Raw genomic sequence first — 25,010 nt, forward strand, 5'->3', positions numbered from 1 at the left:
TACTGTGTGAATACTGCGAAGTATGTTGAGTTGCTGAATGATATTTTAGAGTCTATGCACCAGCAATCTATGGATAATAATTCAGCTATAAGCTTGAGCGATATGAGTATGGAAAGTTATGTCAAAATGAATGTAAAAACAGAGAACTCTGTCCTAATTGATATCGAACTTTCGGAAAGTGGTATTGATATCGGAATAGATAAATCCCCAGAGGCTTTTTCCTGGGGAGTTGAACATATTGACCGTGACAAAAAAGATGTTATATCAATATTAAGAATAATTTTGACTAGTTTTGTTGAGATAAAGAGCTATGGAAAGAAATACAAAGTAATTACTTTTAAGAACTCTGATGGTGAAAACTTGTATTCAAAAATGTTGTTGGGGGGGCTTTTTTCCAATGTACTTTCTCGGAAAACTGTTGTTTATGAACCTGTGTTTTCTAGGAACCAAAAGCAGACACCCTACAACTAGCGATTGTCTTGTAATTGCTCAAAAAGCGGGGGTAAATTGTAAGCAATCGATCACAAGAACATCAGAAATAGATCAAGTTAACTACCTAAAATAGATCACATTAAAAACATTTATCTTCCAGCACAATAATCAGATGGATGATTTTATTTCAGACGGTAACAGTGGCACCAATCAATTTGTCTTTGTTAAAGATGGCTTGATCTGTGTGTCTGATAATTTGGAACCTGAATATGGTAGTTCACGTTATGAGTGCCATCTTTATCATGTTGCTAGTGTTCTAAAAGATATGGCTCAACGCTATTATGATGAGAATCAGTTGCTCAAATCAGAAAATGCTCGATTAGCTGGGCGCGCCCAAAAACCACGACTCAAACCAAGTGTCATTGCTTCTACCGACAAAGTCTATAAAGCCGCTAAAAAAAAGCGTACAGTCATTAAGAACCCTAAAAAATCGGAATTAGAAATTACCAAGACCCATCTTATTAAAATTGATGTCCTTCCTGAAGGTTCCATTTTTAAGGGATTTAAAGACTATTATGTTCAGGATATTGAAATTAAGGTTCACAACCATTGTTATCGGCGTGAACGCTGGCAATTACCATCAGGCGAGTATCTGTTAGGTGAATTGCCAGCAGCAATTAGAGGCAATCATTTTGGCCCCTCACTCCGCGAATTTATTCTTTATCAGTATTACCACAACCATGTCACTCAGCCACTGTTGCTTAATCAGTTACGCGAACTTGGTATTTCTATTTCTTCTGGACAACTTTCTAACTTACTGACTAAGAAAAAACAAGATTGGCATGCTGAAAAAGAATCTTTACTCTCATCAGCCATTCAAAATAGTGATTACATTCAAGTTGATGATACAGGTGCCAGGCATCAAGGGAAAAATGGTTATTGCACTCAGTTGGGTAACGAAAAATTTGCCTATTTCAAAACATCTCAAAGTAAAAGCAAATCAAATTTTTTATCTGTTTTGCAAACAAGTCATAGCGGTTACAAGCTCAATCAGGCAGCTTTTGATTATCTATGTACAAAAAAGCAATTTTCGAATTTCGATCGGGATAGAATAGAAATTCAATTAAAACTCAACAATAATATCGCATTTTCCAGTAAAAATGAGCTTATTAATTATCTCAGATGTGGGTCATTTAATCAGACATCGGATAAGTTGTTAGTCGAAGCAGCAATGATAGGTCATTTATCTGAAGCTGTATTCCCCTCTACACTCGTTATTCTGAGTGATGAAGCCAAGCAGTTTGAACTAGGGCGAAATGCTGCTTGTTGGGTGCATGCAGAAAGAAAACTAACAAAAATATTGCCTAAAAATGAGAGGCAAATCGGCCAGAAAGATAAAAAACTCAAACAGTTTTGGAAACTATACCGAACGTTAAAAGAATGTATCAACGGAAATACACTATCGTATCAAAGAAAATATCAACTCAGGAAAAGATTCGATAATTTATGTCAGCCAGTCGAAAAATTTAAGGTCATTAATAATGAATTAGCCCACTTGTTGAATATGAAAAACGAATTGCTTAAATGTTTGGAGCAGCCGCATGTGCCTTTGCATAATAATATGAGTGAATCAGATATTCGAGAGTATGTGAAGCGACGGAAAATAAGCGGTTGTACAAAAAGTGATGATGGACGGGATGCGATTGATACCTTTTTATCACTCAAGAAAACCTGTCAACGCCATCAAATATCATTCTTGGCTTTTCTCAAAGACAGAATTCAAAACTTATCAAAAATCCCCGACTTGACTCATTTTATAAATAAAACAGAATAAGTTTTATTTACCCCCGCTTTTTGAGCAATTACATTGTCTTGGAAATCAATGGGGTCGGAGTAATTGATTTCGGCTTGCAACTCACTAATGGTGAAGTGATAGCGATTGATGGAAAGACGGTTCGACGTTTATTTAAAAAAGGCGATAGGAATAGTGCTATCCAATCATTGAGGGAATTTAAATGCTTCGAATAAATGGATAATACCAATTAAGAATAGATACTTAAAAATCAATGGGGTCAGAGTATTTGATTTTGTTGTGGTAGATAGATGTAGTATTGTCATGAATGATTCTTGGTGATGAATATGGCTCGACAACCTCGCTTAAATCTTCCTGGTGTCCCTCAACACGTCATACAACGTGGAAATAATCGCGAAGTTTGTTTTTTCGAGGAACAAGATTACAAGGTTTATCTATCCAAATTAGAAGAGTATAGCCAAAAGCTGAAAGTATCAGTGCATGCGTATGTATTGATGACCAATCATGTCCATTTGCTAATGACGCCTAAAACAAGTGATGGTGTTAGTCGATTGATGCAGTCGCTAGGACGTTACTATGTTCGTTACATTAATCACAAATATGAAAGAACTGGAACTTTGTGGGAAGGACGTTATAAATCCACTTTGATTGATAGTGCATGAATCAATGGGGTCAGAGTATTTGATTTTGTTGTGGTAGATAGGTATAGTATTGTCATGAATGATTCTTGGTGATGAATATGGCTCGACAACCTCGCTTAAATCTTCCTGGTGTCCCTCAACACGTCATACAACGTGGAAATAATCGCGAAGTTTGTTTTTTCGAGGAACAAGATTACAAGGTTTATCTATCCAAATTAGAAGAGTATAGCCAAAAGCTGAAAGTATCAGTGCATGCGTATGTATTAATGACCAATCATGTCCATTTGCTAATGACGCCTAAAACAAGTGATGGTGTTAGTCGATTGATGCAGTCGCTAGGACGTTACTATGTTCGTTACATTAATCACAAATATGAAAGAACTGGAACTTTGTGGGAAGGACGTTATAAATCCACTTTGATTGATAGTGAACAATATTTATTGACAGCGAGTCGGTATATTGAGTTAAACCCAGTAAGGGCGGAGATGGTGGCTCAACCAGGTGAATACCCCTGGTCAAGTTTTCGAAGAAATGGGTTAGGAGTAGCAATAAGTTTAATTACCCCACATGAAGTTTATGAGCGTTTAGCTAAAACAGATAAGACACGTCAAAAACGTTATTTAGCCTTATTTGAAAAAACATTAAGTGAGTATACATTAGAAGAAATTCGCCAATCAGTGAATCGTGCATGGGTTTTGGGTAGTAGCAAATTCAAACAACAAATAGAGAAAAAGACCGGTAGGCAGGCCGAGCCGAGGCAAAGAGGAGGCGATAGGAAGTCTGAGTCGTTTAAACGAAAGAATCAAATGCTCTGACCCTATTGATTTCTTAGCACCGATAAATCGAGTAAGTGCGCTTCATCAATCAAAATGTATAAGGTTTTACGCTCTGATCCTAAATCAAGCTGGAATACATACAAAGATGGTGAGTTAATCAAGTCGTCCACGAGGTATCAATAATGAAACATTTTATTATTTTACTTATAGCATTAAATATTAACTTTGTTAATGCTGAAAAAACACATGCAGAAAAACATTATTCTCTTATTTGTCAAGGGGAGTTGAATAAGCGATTTAAACTTAACAATGAAATATATAAAAGAGAAAGGCATACTGAAGAAACTCTTAATGATATTTACTATGCTTTAAAATGCGATGAGGCAAAAATAGGATTAAAGCTTTCGAATATCCTTGTATCAAAAGGAGGGTGGTATGGCTACTATTATAGATATAGATTTAATAAAATTATTGAGGGAGGAGTAAGTAAGTCGAGTTTAAATGATTTAATGAGGTCCGCTAATATGGGCTACTCCAGAGCAATATTTGAGTTATATGAATATTATTTTCGACTTGGTGAATTGGAAAAATCTGAAGCTTGGTTAAAGTTAGCTGCAAAAGAATATAATAGGAAAGCTATTTATTTAATATTGACTGACAAATTAAAAAGAGAATACTATACTGATAAAGAGTTTGAGTTTTTTGCGTTAGCATATTGGTTTTTAATAATACCAGAAGAATTAAAAGAAAATAAATTTCTATACAATCGAGTAAATGAAATTATTAGCAATATAACTAAAGAAAGATATCATTTTATAATGACAGAAATTCTAAATAAATATAGATATAATTTTTGTGAAACTGAGATTGGTGCAGAAGTTCCATTAAAACCGTGGAATTACTAATACACTCTATTCTATTGAAACTTACACACACAAGAACAAGAAATAAGGGATTCCTCAGAGCCTGGCCCCTTATGATATATGAAAAAGCCGTTCAAAAAAAGTGAACGGCTTTAATACTTATATCTTGAATGCCATTCAAAATATAAGTTATTTAAAGCAAAAAATTAATTCGCTTTAATTTTCAAAGTTACATCAGAAGCAGCATTGTAACCATATACATCGATATGCCATGTGTCTGCTGCTGGATTAGCAAAATCACAACTTTCAACGTTACCATTTTTATATGGACGACAATCATATTTTGAAGAAGTTGACGCCGCACCTTTACGCACATACAAATCTGCGTCGCCTGTGCCACCAGAAATTGTCACCGCTAAATTACTAAGACCGGCAGGTAAGACTTGAGTGAAGCGAGACCATGCACCTCGAGCTACGGTCACTGTTTCAATGCGGTCAACTCCATCTGGAGGCGTTCCACCATCAGTAAAGCTTCCCGTTAAGCTGACACCAGAGAAAGTACTGTAAGCTTTTAGCCGAACATAATAAGTGCCACCAGCTTGAGTGCTCGTACAAGACTCTTTATTACCCGATTTATAAGGGCGACAATCATAGTTTGAATCAGTGGGGGCTGCGCCAAATTTAACATAGAGATCTGCATCTCCGGTTCCACCAGTAATATCAAACTTAATATTAGTTGCACCAGTAGGAATGTTCATGGTGTAAACGATATCTTGACCAACCGCAGCAGCTAAACCTGTTGCTGGTACACCATTTTCTAATACTTTTCCACCGGGTGGAGGAGGGGGAGTATTAGCGTCTAATTGTACATCAAGGATAGTTTGTGCACTATCATTGGTTTGAACATTATTAAACGTTTTATCAGGATAACCTTGAGCACTGACAGTTACAGTATAATTACCAGAAGGCACTATCCGGTAATAACGCCCATATTGTGAATCACTTTTATAAGGATTTCTTGGGCCACCGGTATCTATACTGTGAACTTTTATAGTTGCAACAATAGGGTTACCTGTAGCGACATCCGTTACCTTTCCGGTTATAGTTGATTTTAAAACTCGGCTCAATAAATTGATAGCAGGTTTAAAATTTCTTCGAGCTATTGCTTGAGTTGTGGAAATGGGAGGGTTGTGTGAAGTTCCTAACTCTTCTCCGAACGCGATAGTACCAAATGCACCATATTCATAATCCAAGCTGCCTCCTTCAATTTGACCAAAGAAATCATAAAGTGATTTAACTCGATAACCACCCATAGCAACACCAATTTCATTCCCTAACTCAGTAAACACATTTAAGTCCTGGATGGATGAGGAAGTATGTGCCCATGGGTACATTACCATTTCGCCAAAAGTATGCAGATCTAAGCCCACTACATAATGCCGTGCTTGAAGATTATTTAAAATTGCTGTGGTTTCAGATTGTACTGATGTTTGTAATTGGAAATTATTCCATGCTGTCGGGTAATCACGATTAAGATCAACACCATTATTATTAGTTCTTCGATTGGCAGTATGACCGTCTGGGTTAACGATAGGTATAAACCACATTTGTGTTTTGTTAACCAAGTCTTTTATTTCTTGGCTATTTGAATATCCATCTACAATACCATTAAGTATATGTAATACGGTTTCAGGTCCAGGTCGTTCATTACCATGAATACCACCAGTGATAAAACTTGAAGGTTCGTCTTCTTCACTGGTGACATTATCGGAAACTTTAACTGCCCAAATATTTCTTGTTCCACTGGCAGATGATCCTAAGTTAATGACTTTAACAATTGCTGGATTATTACTTTGTATGTTCTGAATTTCTGATAGCATTGTTTCATATGTATGATAAGCTGCGCCACTTGCAGATTTTTCTGTGAAATTTTTTGTTGCTTCCCGATTACTTTGCAGCATAGTAATCGGAGATGTTTTTGATGATGAAAGCAATTGCTTAGAAAATAATCCTTTTAATCTTTCGTAATCTGATTTGTTTTCAATATAGAGAGCGACAAACCCTGGAGCTTTTTGATCGGTTAAAAAATTACTTGCAATATTTTTGCATAATTCTTCACTACATTTTACTTTTATACTTGCTGGAAAATCCTCTTCTTGTATTGAGAGTACTTCTGCTTTTAATAGTGGTGTCGATGTGACCATCATAGTGTACAGCATCAAAGATGCTAACTTAAAGTGTTTCATTTTTACTCCTCCTAGTGTGTTCCGTAAAGAGGGACAACAAGCTCCTCCAATTATCTAATGGGTTTTTATGTTTACTTAGAAAGAAGCCAAAATCTAAAAAACGGTCAGCAAAAATAAGTTATGAATAATAACCTAAAGACTTCTTTATTTTTTCATGAATCAACTTAGAGAGCAGTAAAGTTTTAAATAGATTAAAAATTTTACTTAAAGTTTTTTAGTGGTTTCTATTAAGTCGAGCGACACTAACACTTGATATTATGCTAGTCAATGGTTAATGAAAGCAGGTTAATTACCAAGAATGTTCTTTTAAATCTTGCCTACAACTTCCATCAGAACGATAGATGTTTTTGATATAAGTGTTAGAACGAAAAAAGATCAATGTTAAATGTAAAGTGTTTGTATTCATTATAAATTAAGTTGTTTATGTTGGTAATGATATTTTTGTAATTAAAAAAATTGTGATTAATAGGGGGGATAAGAATGTTGTGGTAAAAGGTGTTGCAGGTTAATGTTTGCGCGTTATTGTTTTTTATAAAAATTTTTATATTTAAATGTGAGTTATTACACAAAATGAAATTAAAAATAGGCGTGCAAGATTTTATCTTTATTGCTTTTTTATGTGATTTAAACTGTTAGATATTTTGCGTTTGTTGGCTGCTGTATAGGCGTATAATAATTTTTGTTATTCAATGTGAAGTCTATATTTTATGTATCTCATCATTGATGTTGATGGGAGATGAAAACCAGTGGGGCTAGAATATTGGGCTTTTCTATGATAGAAAGGTGTATAATGCCGTCATGAATGATTGTAGATGATAAATATGGCCCGACATGCTCGCTTAAATTTCCGAGTATCCCTCAATATGTGATTCAGCGTGACAATTATCGAGGCTTATTTTTTCGAAGAGCAGAATTAAACACTTACATTGTATTGAGTGTTTTAATCAGAGTTTGCATTAACCGTTAATTAATCACTATTGTTGGGTTGATAAAGACCAATACAACCGGACTTAAACCTACTTACTTAAGTCGGCTTTTAACTCAAGGTATTAAATTTTAATTCCATTTAAGGTATGTTTTAGTATTGCATACTTATTAGAGTAACTATATTTCTGGAAAATAAACGTGACCAAAAATAATCGATGGGTAAAGCTTTTCAGTATTTTATTTGTTCAATTGTTTTTTCTTCAATTAGAAGCTGCTTCTCAAATATCAGCGATTAAATCAGAAGTGGAGATCTTTGATAAGCAATTACTGAAGACTACTAGTGTTCGTATTGTTCAATCTGGAATTAAAAATAATTTTAGTGTTTTGCTGGTTCATGGGCTAGGAGACAATGGGGTGAAAGACTGGCGAGGTGTTATTTCTGAACTGGCTCAAAGCTATCATGTGATTGCGATTGATCTACCTGGTTTTGGTCAATCTGAGTTGAATTCAGAATTTTATTCCCCCCATCAATATGCCAAACTCTTACACAAGGTAAAACAGAAATATGCGAAGTCCAAAAAAATAGTTGTTATCGGTCATTCTTTAGGCGGTGCTATTAGCTTAAAATATGCGAGTTTATATCCTCAGGAACTCAGTCGGTTAGTATTAGTCAGTGTTGCAGGAGTCTTGCAGCGAAGTGTCTATATGCGTTTTTTAGCTTCGTTTAATGATAATTCGAAAGACAATGGTTTTTTATCAAAAATAAAAAAGGGTGCGTTGAACATTGTTAATACAGTCAGCTCTTCAACTATTGAAATGACAGATAAGTTACCGCATTTTGAAAAGTTTATTGTGAATAACGCATTATCAAAAAATTATCTTTTTAAAAATCAACAAACATTAAAATCATCAATTGCACTGATCGAAACAGACTACAGCTTAATACTTCCTCAAATCAAAATGCCTACACATATTATTTGGGGAACTGAAGATCCTGTTTCTTCATTAAGAGTGGCAAAAGTATTCGCTTTTCATATTCCAAAAGCTTCCTTTGATATGATTAAGTCAGCAAAGCATGTCCCTATGTTTACTCACCTTAAACAGTTTAATCAGCTTGTCAATAAAGTTTTGGCGGGGAACGCCACATACTATAAGCCAAAAACTACTTCTCTGGGGAATAGCGAAATAGGTAATATACATTGTGACGGTGAAAGTAATTTATATTTTACAGGCATATTCAATGAAGTATTACTAGAAAATTGTAATAATATTAAATTGGAAAATGTTTATGCGCAGCGCATCATCATGCGTAATTCTTCAATGACTTTTGATAATTTGTCTGTTAATAATAATGAAGTTAGTTTAGAGTTAAACGACTCAAAGATGACAGGCAACAACGCCATCTTTAAAGGTGAAATACCCTTGATGCTAAATGAAAGTTGGATCGATATCGCGGGCGGCTACCTTATAGGAAAAAATAATGCGGTGCAAACAGATGGAGAGAGTAAAGTTTATTTTTCGGTGAGTCGCGCACAAACGAGCCAAAGTATTTACAGCCTGCATGGCGAGTATGATGATGAATTTGAACGTTTATAATAAAGGTGTGTGATAAGGCCAACCGAAGTAGCTTTTACCACACAGAATATAGTGTATGAGCACAGCGAAAAATACATGCTAGTAAAGTGCCTGTGATGGTAACGCTAGTAGAAAATATTCGTTGAGGTTTTTAAAGAATAACTAGTTCGCCTTTTGCTGTTGAGATTGTACGCGGCCATGCTTGATTATGGGTTTGAACTATGACTTCTTTATCCGCATTTTTTTGCGCTGGTTCTTGATGGTATGCACTGAGTAAAAACGTTACCAATAAAATTATTACACTAATCAAAATATTGTTTACGGATTGTGTAAAATTACTGTAATCCAACATGGGCATTATTGTCCTGGCTAATATTGAAATTATTAAACGATTAAATTCAATCTTTTAATGAGATTTTTTGAGTGTATTCATTATGCATCTTAATTTTAATCTTGACATTATGCTTCTAAATGATAATGATTATCAATTCTGGTTGAATGTTGTAAGATTGAGATAATTATTAGTCACAATGTTATCAGTGATTAAAAAATGGTTAATCGTTAGCCAAATTGTTTAGTTAGCTAATAGTGATAGCGCACATACAAAACATTTAAGGATATCGTCATGTTAAAAGCTCCCTTATTAAAAGGCTCTTTTGGGGCACCAATTCCTTCTTTAACTCAATGGTTTAGAGATTTTCCTGTATCGGAAGAAGTTGAGAGCTTTGTAACTCGTTCTCGACAACAAATTGAGAGTATTATTGAAAGAAAGGATAAACGTTTAATGGTAATGGTAGGACCTTGTTCCATTCATGATGTTGATGCGGCTTATGAATATGCCCAACGGTTATCACAAGTTCAGCAAATTTATAGACAGCAGCTTTTTATTGTAATGCGTACTTATTTTGAAAAGCCAAGAACTCGGACAGGTTGGACTGGTTTAATTTATGATCCTCATTTAGACAATACTGGAGACATGCAAACAGGGTTAATTAAAGCAAGACAATTGTTATTAAAAATTAATCAATTAAATGTGCCTACGGCAACAGAATTTTTGGATACTTCAACTTATTCTTATTTGGCTGATTTAATTAGTTGGGGAAGTATTGGTGCGCGTACTACTGAGTCGCAGGTGCATAGGCAGATATCTTCGGGATTACCTTGTCCTGTCGGTTTTAAAAATGCTACAGATGGTGGTGTAAAAGTTGCTATTGATGCTTTTCATGCAGCACAAAACTCTCATGTTTTTGCGACTCAAGGTTGGAATGGTGAACTTAGAACTATTCGTACTTCAGGTAATGCGCATGGTCATATTATTTTACGAGGAGGAGAGCAGCCTAACTATTACCCTCAAGATATTGATAGAGTAGAACTTGAGATGCTAGAAGCTGGTTTGCCAGCCAGAATAGTGGTTGATTGTAGTCATGGCAATTCTCAAAAAATTTATCAACGTCAGTTAGATGTTGTTGAATCTGTAAGTGAACAAATCGAAAGGGGACGTGAGAGTTTGTTAGGTGCAATGCTAGAAAGCCATCTGCTGTCAGGTAGTCAACCTCTAGGTGATGGAAAAAATTTAACTTACGGGCAATCGATTACCGACCCTTGTCTGGGTTGGCAAGAAACATTACTCGCACTAGAGCGCTTGGCAGATGCTGTTAGTTCAATTACAACTGCCACCAGAACGCTTGCTCCGGTTGCTTAATTGCTTACAGGGGTAGCATTTGAGATGAAGCTTAACTAGCAATGTTACAGTGTATGCTAAATTTAGTGAGTTCTAATGAATAGGCTTTGAGTTTTTTATTGATAGGCTGATTCCAACTCACAGACAAAATTAGATTGATATATTTTTTGAAAATAATTACTCTCTGACTAAATTAGATAGTATGGGTTGGTGTAATGTTAAGAGTGATATTATTTATTTTCAGTATTTATTTTTTAGTCAGTCATAATGTATCTGCTAAAGAGAAAGATATTTTTAACTGGCATCCTAGCTTGGTTGGAACTTGGGGTGGAAAATGGGATGGTATATTTGATGTACGTATAACCGTTACTCCAAAGAGTGACCAAGAGTATTCTATCGTGTACGAGTGGAGAGAAGATCAAGATAAAGGTTTTAACAAAATCGTTTACCCCGGCATGGTTGTTAATGCAAATACAATCGACTTTCATAAAATATCATTAAGAATTTCATTGAAAGATAAACAAAAAGCGTTAGCCTATGGAAAATTTGATTTACGTACCCGAATAGCAAAATTGACCCGAATAAACTAATATTGACAAAATGAATGGATAACTAATCAAGTGTTTGACGAGCATGGTTAACGATTAGTTTTGTTGCTTGACGAAAAATACCTTTGCTTAACAACCAAGAGTGCCAATAAAGTTTTTCAATCACTTGTTTTTCTGGAAGAATATTAACCAGTTGATTTTTTACAAGTTCCTGAGTGAATTGTAATTCTGGAATAAGGCAATAAGCTAGGTCTTTCTTGGCCATATCAACAAAAGCTTCGGATGAGTGAACAACATGGCACGGATAATCACCGGGCTTAAGATGATAGTGTTTTTCTATAAACTGGTGATGCATATCATCTTGATGATCAAAGGCGACGCCTGGTGCTTGTTTTAACGATTTTTTGTTAACTCCTTTTGCAAAAAAATGCTTTTGAAATGTTTTAGATGCAACAGCTATATATCTCATTTCTCCTAATTTTTGTGCTTGATAACCTGGCAAAGCTTTTGACTGTGTACTTACCGCTCCATATGCTTCTCCTGATTTCACTTTGTCAATTGTATAGGCTTCGTTAGTCACTAACAGATTGAGTTCGATAAGATTATCTGTCAATAAAGGACTCAGCGCATCGAAAAACCAAGTGGCTAGGCTATCTGCATTAACCGCTATCGATAGTTTTGTCGGTTGAGTTGGTGTGTCAGGTAATATTTGTGGTAATAGATCTTGTTCAAGTTGATTGACCTGCTGGTAGTGGGCGATTAAACGCTCACCAATAGTTGTTGGGGTAAGTGGTTTACTGCGAATTAAAACAGGGTGTCCTATCATTTCCTCTAGTAGTTTAATTCTTTGCGATATTGCCGATTGTGATATATGTAAATGACTAGCCGCTTGCTCAAAGTTCTGGGCCTGAATGACAACATAAAGCGCGTGCAATAACTTATAATCAATTCTATTCATTAAATTATTTATTTGTTTTTAAGAATAACTTTAATATTAGAATAACTTATAATTAATTAAAATATTTAATTATATTTATTTTTCAGGCTGGGGTAGACTCGTGTTTATCCTTTGTCATAAATTGTTTTAATGCTTGGATTGGTCAATGCTCTTTTCTGTTGTTCAAGGTTTTATATTAGGTTTAAGTATGATTGTTCCTATCGGTGCACAAAATGCTTATATATTGAATCAAGGGGTTAAACAGCAGCATCATATTGTCGCTGCAACTATTTGTATGGTTTGTGATTTTGGCTTAATTGTTTTAGGTGTTTATGGTGGTGGAAAGTTAATCAGCCAAAGTGAGACTTTGTTAACTTATATAACTTGGGCCGGAATTATTTTTTTAGTTGCTTATGGTTTGTTATCGTTTCGAGCTATTTGGAGAGAAGTTGATAAAGCTGCATGTTCCGGAGAGAATCACTCTTCACTCAAAAAAGTTATTTTTACAACATTAGCTGTAACCTTATTAAATCCACATGTTTATATTGATACCATTGTTATTCTTGGTAGTGTAGGGAGTCAATTTACAGAGCAAGTAAAATTGTTTTTTACCTTAGGGTGCATGTTAGCCTCTGTTGTATGGTTTTATAGCTTGTCTCTCGGCGCGGCAAAATTATCTCCTATTCTAAGTCGTAAAAAAGTTAAACAGGTGATCGATTTTTTTATTGGGAGCATTATGTTTTTAATTGCATACGGGCTTCTTAGCGCCTGGTTAGATAAAGTTGCTGTATAGCTGAATTATTGAGGAAATAAAATGCGTAATTTTGAGTTAGAAACCTATTTTTCTAAATGGGAGTTTGTTGCCAAGTACAATTTAGCAGCATCTGATGCAGAAAGTTTATCGTTAGAAGAATTGTTAGCAATGGCAACCCCTGATGAAAAAGAAAGTTTTATGTCTTTATGGTTGGGCTATACCGAAACCTGGGGCAGTCCTGAACTTCGGCAGGTTATTGCGCAAACTTATGACACAATGGCAGATAAAAACATTCTGTGTTTTCATGGCGCTGAAGAAGGCATTTATACTGCAATGCGAGTTTTACTTAACAAAAGTGATCATGCAATTGTTGTTGTGCCTAATTATCAAGCGGCAGAAACTATTCCATTAGATATCTGTGAAGTTACAGGGGTTCCATTAGCTGCTGGTAAACATTGGCAAATTGATGTTGATGATATTAAACGAGCCATTAAACCCAATACTAAATTAATTTCTATTAATTTTCCTAATAACCCAACAGGGGCAACTATTTCTAAAACTGATTTAGACGCAATCATTAGCTTATGCCGCCATCATGGTATTTATTTGTTTAGTGATGAAGTTTATCGGTTATTAGAAGTTGATGAAAATAAACGTTTACCACAGGTTGCAGATATTTATGAACGTGGTTTTTCATTAAATGTCATGTCAAAAGCTTATGGTTTACCTGGATTAAGAATTGGCTGGATCGCCAGCCAACAGACTGATTTACTACTTCAATTCGAGCGCTACAAACATTATTTATCAATTTGCAATTCTGCACCGAGTGAAAAGCTGGCTTTTATTGCGTTAAATCATCGAGAAAAAATATTACAACGTAATCGTGATTTGATTCAGTCTAATTTAGTGGAATTAAACCAGTTTTTTCAAGAATATAAAACATTATTTGAATGGCAGCAACCTGATGGTGGATGCATTGCCTATCCTCAGTATCTTGGCAAAAATGGTGTGGCAAATTTCTGTGATTTATTAGTAGAAAACTATGGTGTGCTGCTATTACCTGGTTCGGTGTATCGTTCAGATTTGTTTGAATTATCGTCTCAACATTTTAGAATTGGTTTTGGACGAAAAAATATGATTGAAGGGTTAAATCAATTGAGACGCTTTTTAAATGAGTAACCTATGTTTCGTCGTTTATAACAAAGCATAGATTACAGGTTGGAGTGGCTCGGCTCACAATTTACTGGGAGTTGTCTTTCTGACTCCTTTCGTTAAAAAGCAGTCTCATTTAGATTACGGAGCCTAGTTGTGCTTTGATTTTATCTGCCACCCTAAATGCATTTGCATATATGGTCCAGGTTGGTGTTACGCTACCGCCATTGGGCATAAAACTGCCATCAGTGACAAATAAATTACTGGTGCCATGAACCCGGCAATCTGCGTCAAGAGCTGACGTTTTGGGGTTGTGTCCAAAACGTAATCCTCCTGCTATTAAGTTCGAAGTTGGGGAGGTAAAAGCATTGCCATAATATTCTTTGGCCCCCATTTTTTTCATCACTTGTACTCCTTTATTAACAATATATTGGGCGACTTTTAAGTCATGTGGATGATAGCCCACTTGTACTTTGGCAACAGGAGAGCCCCATTTATCTTTTTCAGTATTATCTAAACTTACATGGCAATTATCGGTGGGCAACCAGTCACAAAAAACCTCAAATTTGAAGTCACGAGATTGAGTAAAGTGAGATTTTAGTTTTTGCTTAAAAGCACTTCCCCAGAGTAGGTTGTTGTTATCATCCCACTTTAAGCTATTGGCATCTGCTGTTGGTGAGGGAGGATCAAAAACAAAATCAATAGTGCCTCCTTTTACTTTTTTACCAAATGCTTTTTTATCATCAATGAAATACCAGTCTTGAAGCGCACGGTTAAAAAAAGGTCCTCTGACTTTAAGCTCGAGAGCTTGGCTTTCTGTGAATTGTGTGAGGTCGAAAATGCCATGACCTGTACCACCGGCGCAGCAATGTAAATTTTTACCAATTTGTTGATATCTATTACCAATACCATCAGGGTGTTTTTCGCCTGTGGAACTTAACAATAAACGGCTGGATTCCATTGAGTAGCAAGCTACGGTAAATATTTTAGCTTTAATACGAACACTATTGCCATGTTGATCGTAGTAATCGATTGATGAAGCATTACCTTGATTATTGGTGTTTATATGATATGCCTTAGCATGTGTGATGACATCACAGTTGCCGGTTCTAACTGTTTGGTCTAATAATGCTGCTCGTGAACTTGCTTTAGCGCCAGAGTGACAACCATAGCTACCGCAATAACCTGAATATTCGCAGCTACGTCTTCCATTAAAGGGTTGTGATAAAATCCCTCTTGCCATTGGAAAAGGATGAAACCCTAGTTCTGTCGCGGCTTTATCAAACCAACGAGCAATAGGGTGCTCTGCTGTTGGTGGAAAAGGGTAATCTGCCGTTGAGCGAGGTTCTAAGTTGGGGTGTTTAACAATTTTTCCTGACACTCCAATGACTTGTTCTACTTTTGTATAATAAGGTTCTAGCTCGGCATAAGTAATCGGCCAGTCTGCTATGTTCGCTCCTTCAATAGGTCCAAATTCGGATAACAGTCTAAAGTCTTCAGGCTTTAAGCGGTGGAAGTAACCACTCATAAAGTTAGTGGCGCCACCAACAATATTACCTCCCCAAAACTCAGCGGTGTTATTTGAGTCCCAACCGCCTTCATCATTTGGTTCTACTAATATGTGACGCTCATCTTTAAGTTTTGAACGAAATATATTACGTCTGGAAAGCATTTCATCTTTTTTAAAGTCTTGCTCGTTATACCAGCCGCCTTTTTCTACAACGACAACTCGATAACCTGCTCTTGCAAGTTCATAAGCAACTGGTCCTCCACCAGCACCACTGCCAATAACACAGATATCATATTCTAGAGTTGAATTGCGCTGTTTTTTCATTAAGTCGTTCTCTTGAGTGTCTGGTAGGCTCGTTTTCTGATTAGCTCGTTTATGGGTAATAGGCTTAATCAAAGTCGCGATAAGTTTTACCAATTTCTGGCTGTGGAAATCCTGCTTGATGTTCGAGCCATTGCCAACCAATACGATCTGTATTTCCGCCATAAACAGGATCGAGTAATAAAGCTTCGGTTAAATAATACATTAATAAAGAAAGCCAGTTTTCACCGGCTTGTGACTGTGATATTTGTTTTAAAACTTTGTCTTGTTGAGATGATGGTAAATTGGTAAAACTATCACCCTGAGTTTGTTGTGATAAGTCTTCCATCCAACCAATTCCTTTAATAATGAAGTCAGGATCACCATCATCAATATTATTCATATCTGTCATTGCCCACTCGAGATAATTCAGTGCGTTAATATCTTGTGCGCTTGGTCCATTGCCATCGGCTGGAAATAACTGCATTAAGACTGCATTGAGTGATTGTTGATGTGATGTCGTAAAAATTTGATTGCTTGTTGATATACTTTCGTTTTTAGGATTTTGTTGATGAGATATTGGTTTTGGTACGGTTGGCTTACAGGCTGCTAATCCACCAAGCAAACTAATTGCTGTACTTGTTTTTAAAAAAGCTCTACGATTTAAACCGCTAGACAAAGGCCCTTGGTATTCTTTTTGTGAAGAGCCTTTTTTCGCGTCGGGTTTAGTTAATATTTTAGTTAGCAAGTTTGTTTTTCCTCACCACAGTTTTGGGATGTTGACACTGTTATTTGCGTATTTTTAGTCAGTTTACTCCACTGCGCTAAATGTTGTCGTAAATCATCTGGTACACCATCTCTATGTTGAATAATGCCATTAATATCAATGATAAATTCTGTGGGTGTTCCCCATACACCATAAAGATCAGTGATTTTTTTGTCATGATCGAAGGCTAGCGGATAATTAATTTCGAATTGTTTACGGAATTTCAGTGATTTTTCGATTGAGTCTTTGCGTGAAGTGTTAATGGCGATAATTTGAATATCATTGAATAGATTATTTTGGGCATCTTTTAATTTTGGAATTTTTTTCATGCAGTAGGTGCACCAGGTATTCCAAAAAACGAGATATACTGGTTTTTTCCCTTTTAGTTCACTGAGTTTGAATTTGCTACCATCCATTTGGGTTATTTCAAAGTCAGGAGCGATTTGCCCTTCAGTGGGCTCATCTTCATCTGCTTTTACTACAAGACTTAAGCTTAAACATAAGATTAATAAAGGAGTATAAAAGTCTATTTTTTTCACTGTGTTACCTTTTAATGTCAATAAAGCCTATTGCTTTAAAGACCGCTTGTTAGACTAAATTGTTACAGATTGGGCAAAAGATGGCAAAAGCCTTTTGTTTCATTTGGTGTCAATGATTACAGTTTTGGGTGCTTTAAGCTAATTGTCTAGTGTAGAATAGTTGAAAATTTATTGAGAGACCATCGTTCATTGCCGAAAATCAGATCAAACGTCGCACTTAAAAAACTAAACACTTTTGCCGTTAGTGCTACAGCCAGTCACTTTATCCAGCTAAATTCTTGCCATGAGTTGCTTAATGTTATACCACAAATCAGCCTTTATCCTAATCGGCTGGTTTTAGGTGGCGGTAGTAACATTTTATTTGTAGGTGACTTTGAGGGACTGATACTTTACCCACAAATTTTTGGTATTAACATCATTCATCAAGATGAAAACGAGATTCGAATATCGGTTGGTGCATCGCATAATTGGCATCAATTAGTGATAGAAACACTAAAAAATAACTGGTACGGATTAGAAAACTTAGCTCTCATACCCGGCACCGTTGGTGCTGCTCCTGTACAAAATATAGGTGCTTATGGGGTTGAAGTTGAAAGGTATATTCATCGTGTTGAGTGTGTTGACTTGGATTCAGGTGAGCTGCATTTATTGGCACATGATGAGTGTCAGTTTGGTTATCGAGAGAGTTTTTTCAAAAAAGCGCCTAAAGGAAAATTTCTTATTACTCGTGTTGAATTTAACTTAAATAAAAAGCCACAACTTTGCTTAACCTATCCACCTTTAGCTGAGCACTTCTCTGGTCAGGTTAATATTTTACCTCAAGCGGTAATGCAAAGAGTTTGTCAGGTCCGGCAGGAAAAGTTGCCAGATCCTAAAAAATTGGCCAATGCCGGGAGCTTTTTTAAGAATCCTGTTGTTCAACAAAAAGTGTTTGAAAAGTTGAAATTGAATTATCCTGATATTGTTGCTTTCCCTGTAGAAAAGGGTATGAAACTCGCTGCAGGTTGGTTGATAGAAAAGGCTGGGTTTAAAGGTGTTAGAGAAGGTGATGTAGGAGTGCATGCTAATCAGGCATTGGTACTTGTCAACTATGCAGAAACTCAAGGTATTAAGCTTTGGCAGTTGGCTGAAAAAATCCAGAAAAAAATACTTCAGGTGTTTAATGTCCAGTTGGAAGTCGAAGTACGAGTGATCGGTTTAAGCGATCTGTAAACTATAGAAAAGCTATGACAAACAAAACTATTTTAAGAATTGAGGCATTACTAAGGTGCCTTGCTGATGGTCGTTTTCATTCAGGCGAGAGCCTTGCTGAGCAGCTTGAGGTATCAAGAACGGCGGTATGGAAGCTAATTCAGAAAATAATATCTTGGCAGGTTAATATATACTCCGTCCGTGGTAAAGGTTACAAAATCCCTGGAGGATTAAAGTTATTGGATGCTGAGTTCTTGTCTGGTGCATTAGTGAATAATCATCATTTTACTCAAGTTGATGTATTAACTTCTATTGATTCAACCGCTGACTATATTGCTAGAAAGTGGAAACAAGAACCTTTTAAAGGCAGAGTTTGTATCGCCGAACACCAAACAGCGGGACGTGGCCGTAAAGGACGTCCTTGGGTTTCCCCTTTTGGGGCCAACTTATACTTTTCTATTGCGGTGCAGCTTCCTTTAGGTTTGAGCGCTCTTGGAGGGATTAGTCTTGCTGTGGGCATCAGTTTAGCGAAGACTTTAAATCATTTGACTACCGAGCCCGTTAAAATTAAGTGGCCTAATGATCTATTGTTAAACAATCAAAAGTTAGCGGGAATTTTAGTTGAGGCTATTGGTGATAGTAATGATTCTAGCTTTTTAAATATTGGAGTTGGTATTAATTGGGATATGCAGCTAAATCAGGGGCAATCAATTGATCAGCCTTGGGCCAATTTATGTGACATAGTCTCGAAACAACTAACGCGTAGTGAAGTATTAGCTAAGCTTTTAGTCGGAATAGATAAAACACTAACGCTTTACCAAGCGTCTGGGTTTACGCCTTTTGTTTCTAGTTGGCAGAGTTTAAGCGCATTGTATATGCAGCCTGTGACAATTTTTACTCCTCAAGGAAAAGTTGAAGGAAAAGAAGTTGGCATAGAAAATAATGGCGCATTGAGGCTTGAAACTATTGATGGCATACAGATTTTTCATTCAGGTGAAGTGAGTCTCAGAAAAAGGAGAATCGATAGATGATTTTACTAATAGATTGGGGGAATACACATCTTAAATTTATCGAAGTTGATTCTTTAGAGCTTCCTTTACTCTACCAATCAAAAATTTACCAAGTGGAAAACGTTGATGAGCTTAGTAAAAGACTCATGGCAAAAAATTATGAACAGGTTTTAGTTTCATCAGTACGAGTAACTGAAGATAATCAGCTTTTAGAGTTATTACTGAAGGAAAAAAGTACTCAGGTATTTTTTGCAAAAACAGCCCATTCTGCTTGCGGTGTAAAGTGTGCGTATGCTGCTCCTGAATTACTAGGAATTGATCGATGGCTGGCTATTTTAGCTGCACATGATCCAAAAGAAACCGTAGGGGTTATTAGTCTTGGTACGGCTATTACATTGGATATTGTAAAGCCTAAAGCACATGTTGGCGGTCACATTTTACCTGGTAAGCGTTTGTTATTGAGTAGCCTAAACACCACCGGCCAGGTTAGACCTGACTTGACGGTACAAAAAAATTATCACGCATTTCAGTTAGGAGGATCGACAACAGAATGTGTGCATAATGGAATTGAAACGTTAATACACTGCTATTTAAATAGTGTACTTGAGCATTATCATATAGAGAATTCGGTTAAGCGTTGGTTATTAATTGGTGGCGGTGGAAAATATTGGTCTAATAAATTTTCGTCTGATCTTGTAAAAACTGAATATTGCCCTTATCTAGTTTTTGATGGACTTATTCGGCTTTATTTAGAGTAAGAGTTTAGAAAATATCATTCAGCTATCACTAAGCATCTTAAGTTTTACTGAGTCAGCTCAGCAATTGGGTTGTTAAGTAGGAGCTACGATGGTTTATGCAATCAACATTTAGTTGTTAATCAACCTTATAACTGGTGATTTTTTGCTCTAGGAAGCATTTGTAAATTACTTAAAATACAGAAGGTTACATTAATAACTTAAAAAAAATGAAAAAAAATAGAAAAAGCCATTGATCATTTATAAATAACTATTTAGAATTCGCGTCCCTGCTTGAGTAGAGAGACTCATTAAGGGAAAAAATGCCGGTTTAGCTCACTTGGTAGAGCAACTGACTTGTAATCAGTAGGTACCCAGTTCGATTCCGGGAACCGGCACCAAATTATTATAATAAGGGGTAAAGTAAAACACCTTATTAGTCTTGCTTTAAATGCTATTAGATTTCGTAAATCAAAGCTTAATAAAGTAAGAAGCTTTGAAGTAAAAGATAAGTTAGTTGATTTTTAATCAATATATTGTCAGACTTCGGCGCATCAAAATGAGAAGATAACTCATTAAATAAAAAATTCGGAGGGGTTCCCGAGTGGTCAAAGGGATCAGACTGTAAATCTGACGCGTAAGCTTCGGTGGTTCAAATCCACCCCCCTCCACCAAATTAATAAGTAGATAATTACTTAATAAGTTTTGTTTGTCGTGATGTAAATTGATTTGTAACATTGCAAGTCTGAATACGGCGGGTATGGTACAATGGTAGAACCTCAGCCTTCCAAGCTGATGATGCGGGTTCGATTCCCGCTACCCGCTCCAGTTCGAACAAAGCGCCGATATGGCTCAGTTGGTAGAGCGCACCCTTGGTAAGGGTGAGGTCACCAGTTCGACTCTGGTTATCGGCACCATTTTTACCCGGATCAATAAGGTTGTTCCGGGTTTAGCTATGTTTGTGCGTTTGAGTGTCAAATGTGAGCTGCTTTATTTTATAATTTGCTTAAACTCTTTTTGGAGGCATTTATGTCTAAGGAAAAATTTGAACGAACCAAACCCCATGTCAATGTAGGTACAATTGGCCACGTTGACCATGGAAAAACCACACTGACAGCAGCAATGTGTACAGTTTTATCAGCGGCTTTCGGTGGTGCAGCAAAAGATTTCGCAGAAATCGATAATGCTCCAGAAGAGAAAGAGCGTGGTATCACAATCTCAACTTCCCATGTAGAGTATGAAACCGAAGGTCGTCACTACGCGCACGTAGACTGCCCAGGACATGCTGACTATGTTAAGAACATGATCACTGGAGCGGCTCAAATGGACGGTGCGATTCTAGTTTGTTCAGCAGCGGATGGCCCTATGCCACAAACCCGTGAGCACATTCTTTTATCTCGTCAGGTAGGTGTACCGAAAATCGTTGTATTCTTAAACAAGTGCGATATGGTTGATGATGAAGAGTTATTAGAATTAGTAGAAATGGAAGTTAGAGAGTTATTAGACGCTTATGAATTCCCAGGTGATGATACACCAATTATCAAAGGTTCAGCGTTAAAAGCTTTAGAAGGAGATGAAGGAGAATTAGGAAAAGGTGCCATTTTAGAATTAGCGGCGGCCCTTGATTCTTACATACCAGAGCCAGAGCGTGATATCGATAAAGATTTCATCATGCCGATAGAAGATGTATTCTCAATCTCAGGACGTGGAACAGTTGTAACAGGTCGTATCGAGCGTGGTATCATCAATGTTGGCGAAGAGATAGAAATCGTAGGCATAAAAGATACCACTAAAACGACGGTAACAGGTGTAGAGATGTTCCGTAAGTTATTAGACGAAGGTCGTGCAGGGGATAACGTAGGTATCTTGTTACGTGGAACTAAGCGTGATGAAGTTGAGCGTGGTCAGGTATTAGCGAAGCCGGGTTCAATTACACCTCATACGAAATTTGAAGCAGAGATTTATATCTTGAGTAAAGATGAAGGTGGACGTCATACGCCTTTCTTTAAAGGTTATCGTCCACAGTTCTACTTTAGAACAACAGACGTGACAGGTGCTTGTGAATTACCAGAAGGGGTAGAGATGGTAATGCCAGGAGATAACATCAAAATGGAAGTTGAGTTAATAGCACCGATAGCGATGGATGAAGGTTTACGTTTTGCAATTCGAGAAGGTGGTCGTACGGTTGGTGCGGGTGTTGTTTCTAAGATTATTGCTTAAGTAAATTCAAAACATGTTTTTATTAGCGGTGTTTTAAACACCGCGATTTATTGCAGGCCAGTGGCTCAATTGGTAGAGCAGCGGTCTCCAAAACCGCAGGTTGGGGGTTCGAGTCCCTCCTGGCCTGCCACTGCAATAAAATAAAAATATTACAACTTAGATACTTACTTTTGGTTATTTTATGAGCGTACAAGAACAAGCAGCAACGACATCATCATTTGATCCGATTAAATGGATATTAGCCGTTTTAGCACTTGCAGGTGCTGTTTATGCTAATCACTATTTAGTTGATGGTTCAGTTCTTATTCGTGTGGGTGTCATTATAGCCTTAGTTGCTATTGGACTAGGTATTGGCTTCACCACAACTAAAGGTAAAGCTGGTTTAATATTTGCGAAAGAGTCGAAAGTTGAGGCTCGAAAAGTTGTTTGGCCAACGCGGAATGAAACTGTACAAACCACAATTATAATTATTGTGGCTGTTGCCATTGTTTCATTGCTTCTTTGGGGAATTGATGCGGTTCTAGTGAAACTAATTAGTTTCTTAACCGTAAGAGGATAATTCAATGTCACTAAAGTGGTATGTTGTACAGGCATATTCTGGTTATGAAAGTAAAGTACGAAATTTACTAGAAGAACGAGTTAAGCTGCATGGTCTAGAAGAGAAGTTTGGTCAGATTTTAGTTCCAACAGAAGAAATTGTTGAAATGCGAGCTGGTCAGAAGCGTAAAAGTGAAAGAAAATTCTTTCCAGGTTACGTTCTTGTAGAAATGGAAATGGGCGATGATTCATGGCATTTAGTCAGAGAAACCCCTAGAGTCTTGGGTTTTATTGGTGGTACAAGCGATCGACCAGCGCCTATTAGCCAGAAAGAAGCTGATGCAATCCTAAACCGTTTAGAAGAATCAACAGATAAACCGAAGCCTAAAACATTATTTGAGGCTGGTGAAGCCGTTCGAGTTATTGATGGGCCTTTTGCTGATTTTAATGCAGTTGTAGAACAAGTTAATTATGAGAAGAGTAGACTACAAGTGTCTGTAATGATATTTGGTCGCTCAACCCCGGTTGAACTTGATTTTAGTCAAGTTGAAAAGGGATAAGTTTAACTTTTTAGTTGGACTATAAAACAGTTTCAGAAAAACAAACATGGCATTCACGTGCTGTGGGTGTTTTTTTTACGTTAAATAAAGGGGAGCTATAAAGTTGGTATGTTTACCAAACCTGAGGCGCTTGAACCCTAAATGAGGTGTAATAATGGCTAAAAAAGTCGACGCTTATATTAAGCTACAAATCGGTGCCGGTATGGCAAACCCTAGTCCTCCTGTTGGTCCTGCATTAGGACAACATGGTGTTAATATCATGGAATTCTGTAAAGCATTTAATGCTGCTACAGATAAAGTAGAAAAAGGTCTACCAATTCCTGTTGTTATCACAGTATACAGTGATCGTAGTTTCACTTTTGTGACAAAGACACCACCTGCAGCAGTTCTTATTATGAAAGCTATTGGCCTTAAAAAAGGTAGTGGACGACCTAATACAGAAAAAGTAGGAAAAATTACACGAGCTCAATTAGAAGAAATTGCTAATACAAAAGAGCCTGATTTAACGGCTGCTAGCCTTGATGCTGCGGTAAGAACATTAGCGGGTACAGCTCGTTCAATGGGCGTAGAGGTGGAGGGTTAATTCATGGCTAAATTATCTAAACGTCAAAAACAAATTAACGAGAAAGTTGATAAAACTAAGGTTTATACAATAGAAGAAGCCTTAACGCTGATTAAAGAAGTATCGGCCGTTAAGTTTGATGAGTCTATTGATGCTGCAATTAATCTTGGTGTAGATCCACGAAAGTCAGACCAGGTTGTCCGTGGCGCAACAGTGTTACCAAATGGTACCGGTAAAAACGTTAGAGTAGCTGTTTTTACTCAAGGCCCAAATGCTGATGCAGCGAAAGAAGCTGGTGCCGATATTGTTGGTATGGAAGATCTGGCTGAAGAAGTAAAAAAAGGCAACATGGATTTTGATGTTGTTATTGCTAGTCCTGACGCCATGCGTGTTGTTGGTCAATTAGGTCAAATTTTAGGGCCTCGTGGTTTAATGCCTAACCCTAAAGTTGGAACAGTAACACCTGATGTGGCAACTGCGGTTAACAATGCAAAGTCTGGACAAGTTCAATACCGTACAGATAAAGCTGGTATTATTCATGCCTCTATCGGTAAAGGAAGCTTTGAAGTTAAAGCTTTATCAGAGAATTTGAGTTCTTTAATGGTAGCGCTTAAAAAAGCAAAGCCTGCATCAGCTAAAGGAACCTATTTAAAGAAATTATCTATCAGCTCTACTATGGGGCCTGGTATAGCAGTTGATATTGCAACTGTTGATATTAAAGATTAGTTCGAAGGCA

23 protein-coding genes and 5 tRNA genes are annotated in these 25,010 nt (G+C 36.8%); 23 read left to right on the plus strand and 5 right to left on the minus strand.

Features of this window, described 5'->3' with window-relative positions; translation table 11 throughout:
- The first annotated feature begins 6 nt into the window (after positions 1–6).
- From ACT5E3_RS03025 to ACT5E3_RS03045, 5 genes are all read left to right on the plus strand, one after another.
- Positions 7–471, plus strand: coding sequence for a hypothetical protein (locus ACT5E3_RS03025; RefSeq protein ID WP_444996838.1), 465 nt, complete (start codon positions 7–9; stop codon positions 469–471).
- Between the two features lie 133 nt (positions 472–604).
- Complete coding sequence (locus ACT5E3_RS03030; RefSeq protein ID WP_444996831.1) at positions 605–2,266, plus strand: IS66 family transposase; 1,662 nt, start codon at positions 605–607, stop codon at positions 2,264–2,266.
- A 305-nt stretch (positions 2,267–2,571) separates the two neighbouring features.
- Positions 2,572–2,907 (plus strand): transposase, encoded by a 336-nt coding sequence (locus tag ACT5E3_RS03035; RefSeq protein WP_444996839.1) that lies wholly within the window; start codon positions 2,572–2,574, stop codon positions 2,905–2,907.
- A 77-nt stretch (positions 2,908–2,984) separates the two neighbouring features.
- On the plus strand, positions 2,985–3,701 hold the full coding sequence (locus ACT5E3_RS03040; protein ID WP_444996840.1) for a transposase: 717 nt from the start codon (positions 2,985–2,987) through the stop codon (positions 3,699–3,701).
- A 143-nt stretch (positions 3,702–3,844) separates the two neighbouring features.
- The gene (locus ACT5E3_RS03045; RefSeq protein WP_444996841.1) at positions 3,845–4,567 is read left to right on the plus strand and encodes a hypothetical protein; all 723 of its coding nucleotides are present in this window, start codon (positions 3,845–3,847) and stop codon (positions 4,565–4,567) included.
- Positions 4,568–4,731: 164 nt separating this feature from the next.
- Here ACT5E3_RS03045 and ACT5E3_RS03050 read toward each other — a convergent pair whose 3' ends face one another.
- The gene (locus ACT5E3_RS03050) at positions 4,732–6,771 is read right to left on the minus strand and encodes a M14 family zinc carboxypeptidase (RefSeq protein WP_444996842.1); all 2,040 of its coding nucleotides are present in this window, start codon (positions 6,769–6,771) and stop codon (positions 4,732–4,734) included.
- 1,125 nt (positions 6,772–7,896) lie between these two features.
- Here ACT5E3_RS03050 and ACT5E3_RS03055 point away from each other — a divergent pair.
- The 3 genes from ACT5E3_RS03055 to ACT5E3_RS03065 all read left to right on the plus strand — a co-directional run bounded on the left by ACT5E3_RS03055 (position 7,897) and on the right by ACT5E3_RS03065 (position 11,544).
- A complete protein-coding gene (locus ACT5E3_RS03055; RefSeq protein WP_444996843.1) occupies positions 7,897–9,294 on the plus strand; it encodes an alpha/beta fold hydrolase in 1,398 nt (465 codons plus the stop codon).
- 604 nt (positions 9,295–9,898) lie between these two features.
- A complete protein-coding gene (locus ACT5E3_RS03060) occupies positions 9,899–10,975 on the plus strand; it encodes a 3-deoxy-7-phosphoheptulonate synthase (RefSeq protein ID WP_444996844.1) in 1,077 nt (358 codons plus the stop codon).
- Positions 10,976–11,169: 194 nt separating this feature from the next.
- Positions 11,170–11,544, plus strand: a complete 375-nt coding sequence (locus ACT5E3_RS03065) for a hypothetical protein (RefSeq protein WP_444996845.1) — start codon at positions 11,170–11,172, stop codon at positions 11,542–11,544.
- Positions 11,545–11,566: 22 nt separating this feature from the next.
- Here the strand turns inward: ACT5E3_RS03065 and ACT5E3_RS03070 are convergent, their stop codons facing one another.
- Complete coding sequence (locus tag ACT5E3_RS03070) at positions 11,567–12,460, minus strand: LysR family transcriptional regulator ArgP (RefSeq protein WP_444996846.1); 894 nt, start codon at positions 12,458–12,460, stop codon at positions 11,567–11,569.
- Positions 12,461–12,605: 145 nt separating this feature from the next.
- Here ACT5E3_RS03070 and ACT5E3_RS03075 point away from each other — a divergent pair, with 145 nt between their 5' ends.
- Together ACT5E3_RS03075 and ACT5E3_RS03080 are read left to right on the plus strand one after the other, a co-directional pair.
- Positions 12,606–13,232, plus strand: coding sequence for a LysE/ArgO family amino acid transporter (locus ACT5E3_RS03075; protein WP_444996847.1), 627 nt, complete (start codon positions 12,606–12,608; stop codon positions 13,230–13,232).
- A gap of 21 nt (positions 13,233–13,253) precedes the next feature.
- Positions 13,254–14,372: an aminotransferase class I/II-fold pyridoxal phosphate-dependent enzyme gene (locus ACT5E3_RS03080; RefSeq protein WP_444996848.1), complete on the plus strand. Its 1,119-nt coding sequence runs from the start codon at positions 13,254–13,256 to the stop codon at positions 14,370–14,372.
- Positions 14,373–14,481: 109 nt separating this feature from the next.
- On the opposite strand, the gene ACT5E3_RS03085 is transcribed toward ACT5E3_RS03080, so the two are convergent.
- From ACT5E3_RS03085 to ACT5E3_RS03095, 3 genes are all read right to left on the minus strand, one after another.
- Positions 14,482–16,179, minus strand: coding sequence for a GMC family oxidoreductase (locus tag ACT5E3_RS03085; protein ID WP_444996849.1), 1,698 nt, complete (start codon positions 16,177–16,179; stop codon positions 14,482–14,484).
- Between the two features lie 64 nt (positions 16,180–16,243).
- Positions 16,244–16,903, minus strand: coding sequence for a gluconate 2-dehydrogenase subunit 3 family protein (locus tag ACT5E3_RS03090; RefSeq protein WP_444996850.1), 660 nt, complete (start codon positions 16,901–16,903; stop codon positions 16,244–16,246).
- Positions 16,897–17,460, minus strand: a complete 564-nt coding sequence (locus ACT5E3_RS03095) for a peroxiredoxin family protein (RefSeq protein WP_444996851.1) — start codon at positions 17,458–17,460, stop codon at positions 16,897–16,899. Before ACT5E3_RS03095 ends, ACT5E3_RS03090 begins: the two co-directional genes overlap by 7 nt.
- Before the next feature lie 189 nt (positions 17,461–17,649).
- Here ACT5E3_RS03095 and murB point away from each other — a divergent pair, with 189 nt between their 5' ends.
- The 13 genes from murB (at position 17,650) to rplA (ending at position 25,000) form a co-directional block, all read left to right on the plus strand.
- A complete protein-coding gene (gene murB / locus ACT5E3_RS03100; protein WP_444996852.1) occupies positions 17,650–18,672 on the plus strand; it encodes a UDP-N-acetylmuramate dehydrogenase in 1,023 nt (340 codons plus the stop codon).
- 14 nt (positions 18,673–18,686) lie between these two features.
- Positions 18,687–19,682, plus strand: a complete 996-nt coding sequence (birA, locus tag ACT5E3_RS03105) for a bifunctional biotin--[acetyl-CoA-carboxylase] ligase/biotin operon repressor BirA (RefSeq protein ID WP_444996853.1) — start codon at positions 18,687–18,689, stop codon at positions 19,680–19,682.
- A complete protein-coding gene (locus tag ACT5E3_RS03110) occupies positions 19,679–20,419 on the plus strand; it encodes a type III pantothenate kinase (protein ID WP_444996854.1) in 741 nt (246 codons plus the stop codon). Before birA ends, ACT5E3_RS03110 begins: the two co-directional genes overlap by 4 nt.
- A 301-nt stretch (positions 20,420–20,720) precedes the next feature.
- Positions 20,721–20,796: transfer RNA gene (locus tag ACT5E3_RS03115), tRNA-Thr, on the plus strand.
- A gap of 189 nt (positions 20,797–20,985) precedes the next feature.
- Positions 20,986–21,069: transfer RNA gene (locus ACT5E3_RS03120), tRNA-Tyr, on the plus strand.
- 80 nt (positions 21,070–21,149) lie between these two features.
- Positions 21,150–21,223, plus strand: a tRNA-Gly gene (locus ACT5E3_RS03125).
- 13 nt (positions 21,224–21,236) lie between these two features.
- Positions 21,237–21,312, plus strand: a tRNA-Thr gene (locus ACT5E3_RS03130).
- 112 nt (positions 21,313–21,424) lie between these two features.
- A complete protein-coding gene (gene tuf, locus ACT5E3_RS03135) occupies positions 21,425–22,615 on the plus strand; it encodes an elongation factor Tu (protein ID WP_444996855.1) in 1,191 nt (396 codons plus the stop codon).
- A gap of 54 nt (positions 22,616–22,669) precedes the next feature.
- Positions 22,670–22,745, plus strand: a tRNA-Trp gene (locus tag ACT5E3_RS03140).
- Positions 22,746–22,796: 51 nt separating this feature from the next.
- The gene (gene secE / locus ACT5E3_RS03145; protein ID WP_444996856.1) at positions 22,797–23,174 is read left to right on the plus strand and encodes a preprotein translocase subunit SecE; all 378 of its coding nucleotides are present in this window, start codon (positions 22,797–22,799) and stop codon (positions 23,172–23,174) included.
- A gap of 4 nt (positions 23,175–23,178) precedes the next feature.
- Positions 23,179–23,712 (plus strand): transcription termination/antitermination protein NusG, encoded by a 534-nt coding sequence (gene nusG, locus ACT5E3_RS03150; protein WP_444996857.1) that lies wholly within the window; start codon positions 23,179–23,181, stop codon positions 23,710–23,712.
- 154 nt (positions 23,713–23,866) lie between these two features.
- The gene (gene rplK / locus ACT5E3_RS03155) at positions 23,867–24,295 is read left to right on the plus strand and encodes a 50S ribosomal protein L11 (protein ID WP_444996858.1); all 429 of its coding nucleotides are present in this window, start codon (positions 23,867–23,869) and stop codon (positions 24,293–24,295) included.
- Between the two features lie 3 nt (positions 24,296–24,298).
- Entirely contained in the window at positions 24,299–25,000 is a 702-nt protein-coding gene (gene rplA, locus ACT5E3_RS03160) for a 50S ribosomal protein L1 (RefSeq protein ID WP_444996859.1), read from the plus strand.
- Positions 25,001–25,010: the final 10 nt, after the last annotated feature.

The organism is Aliikangiella litoralis (assembly GCF_052495765.1).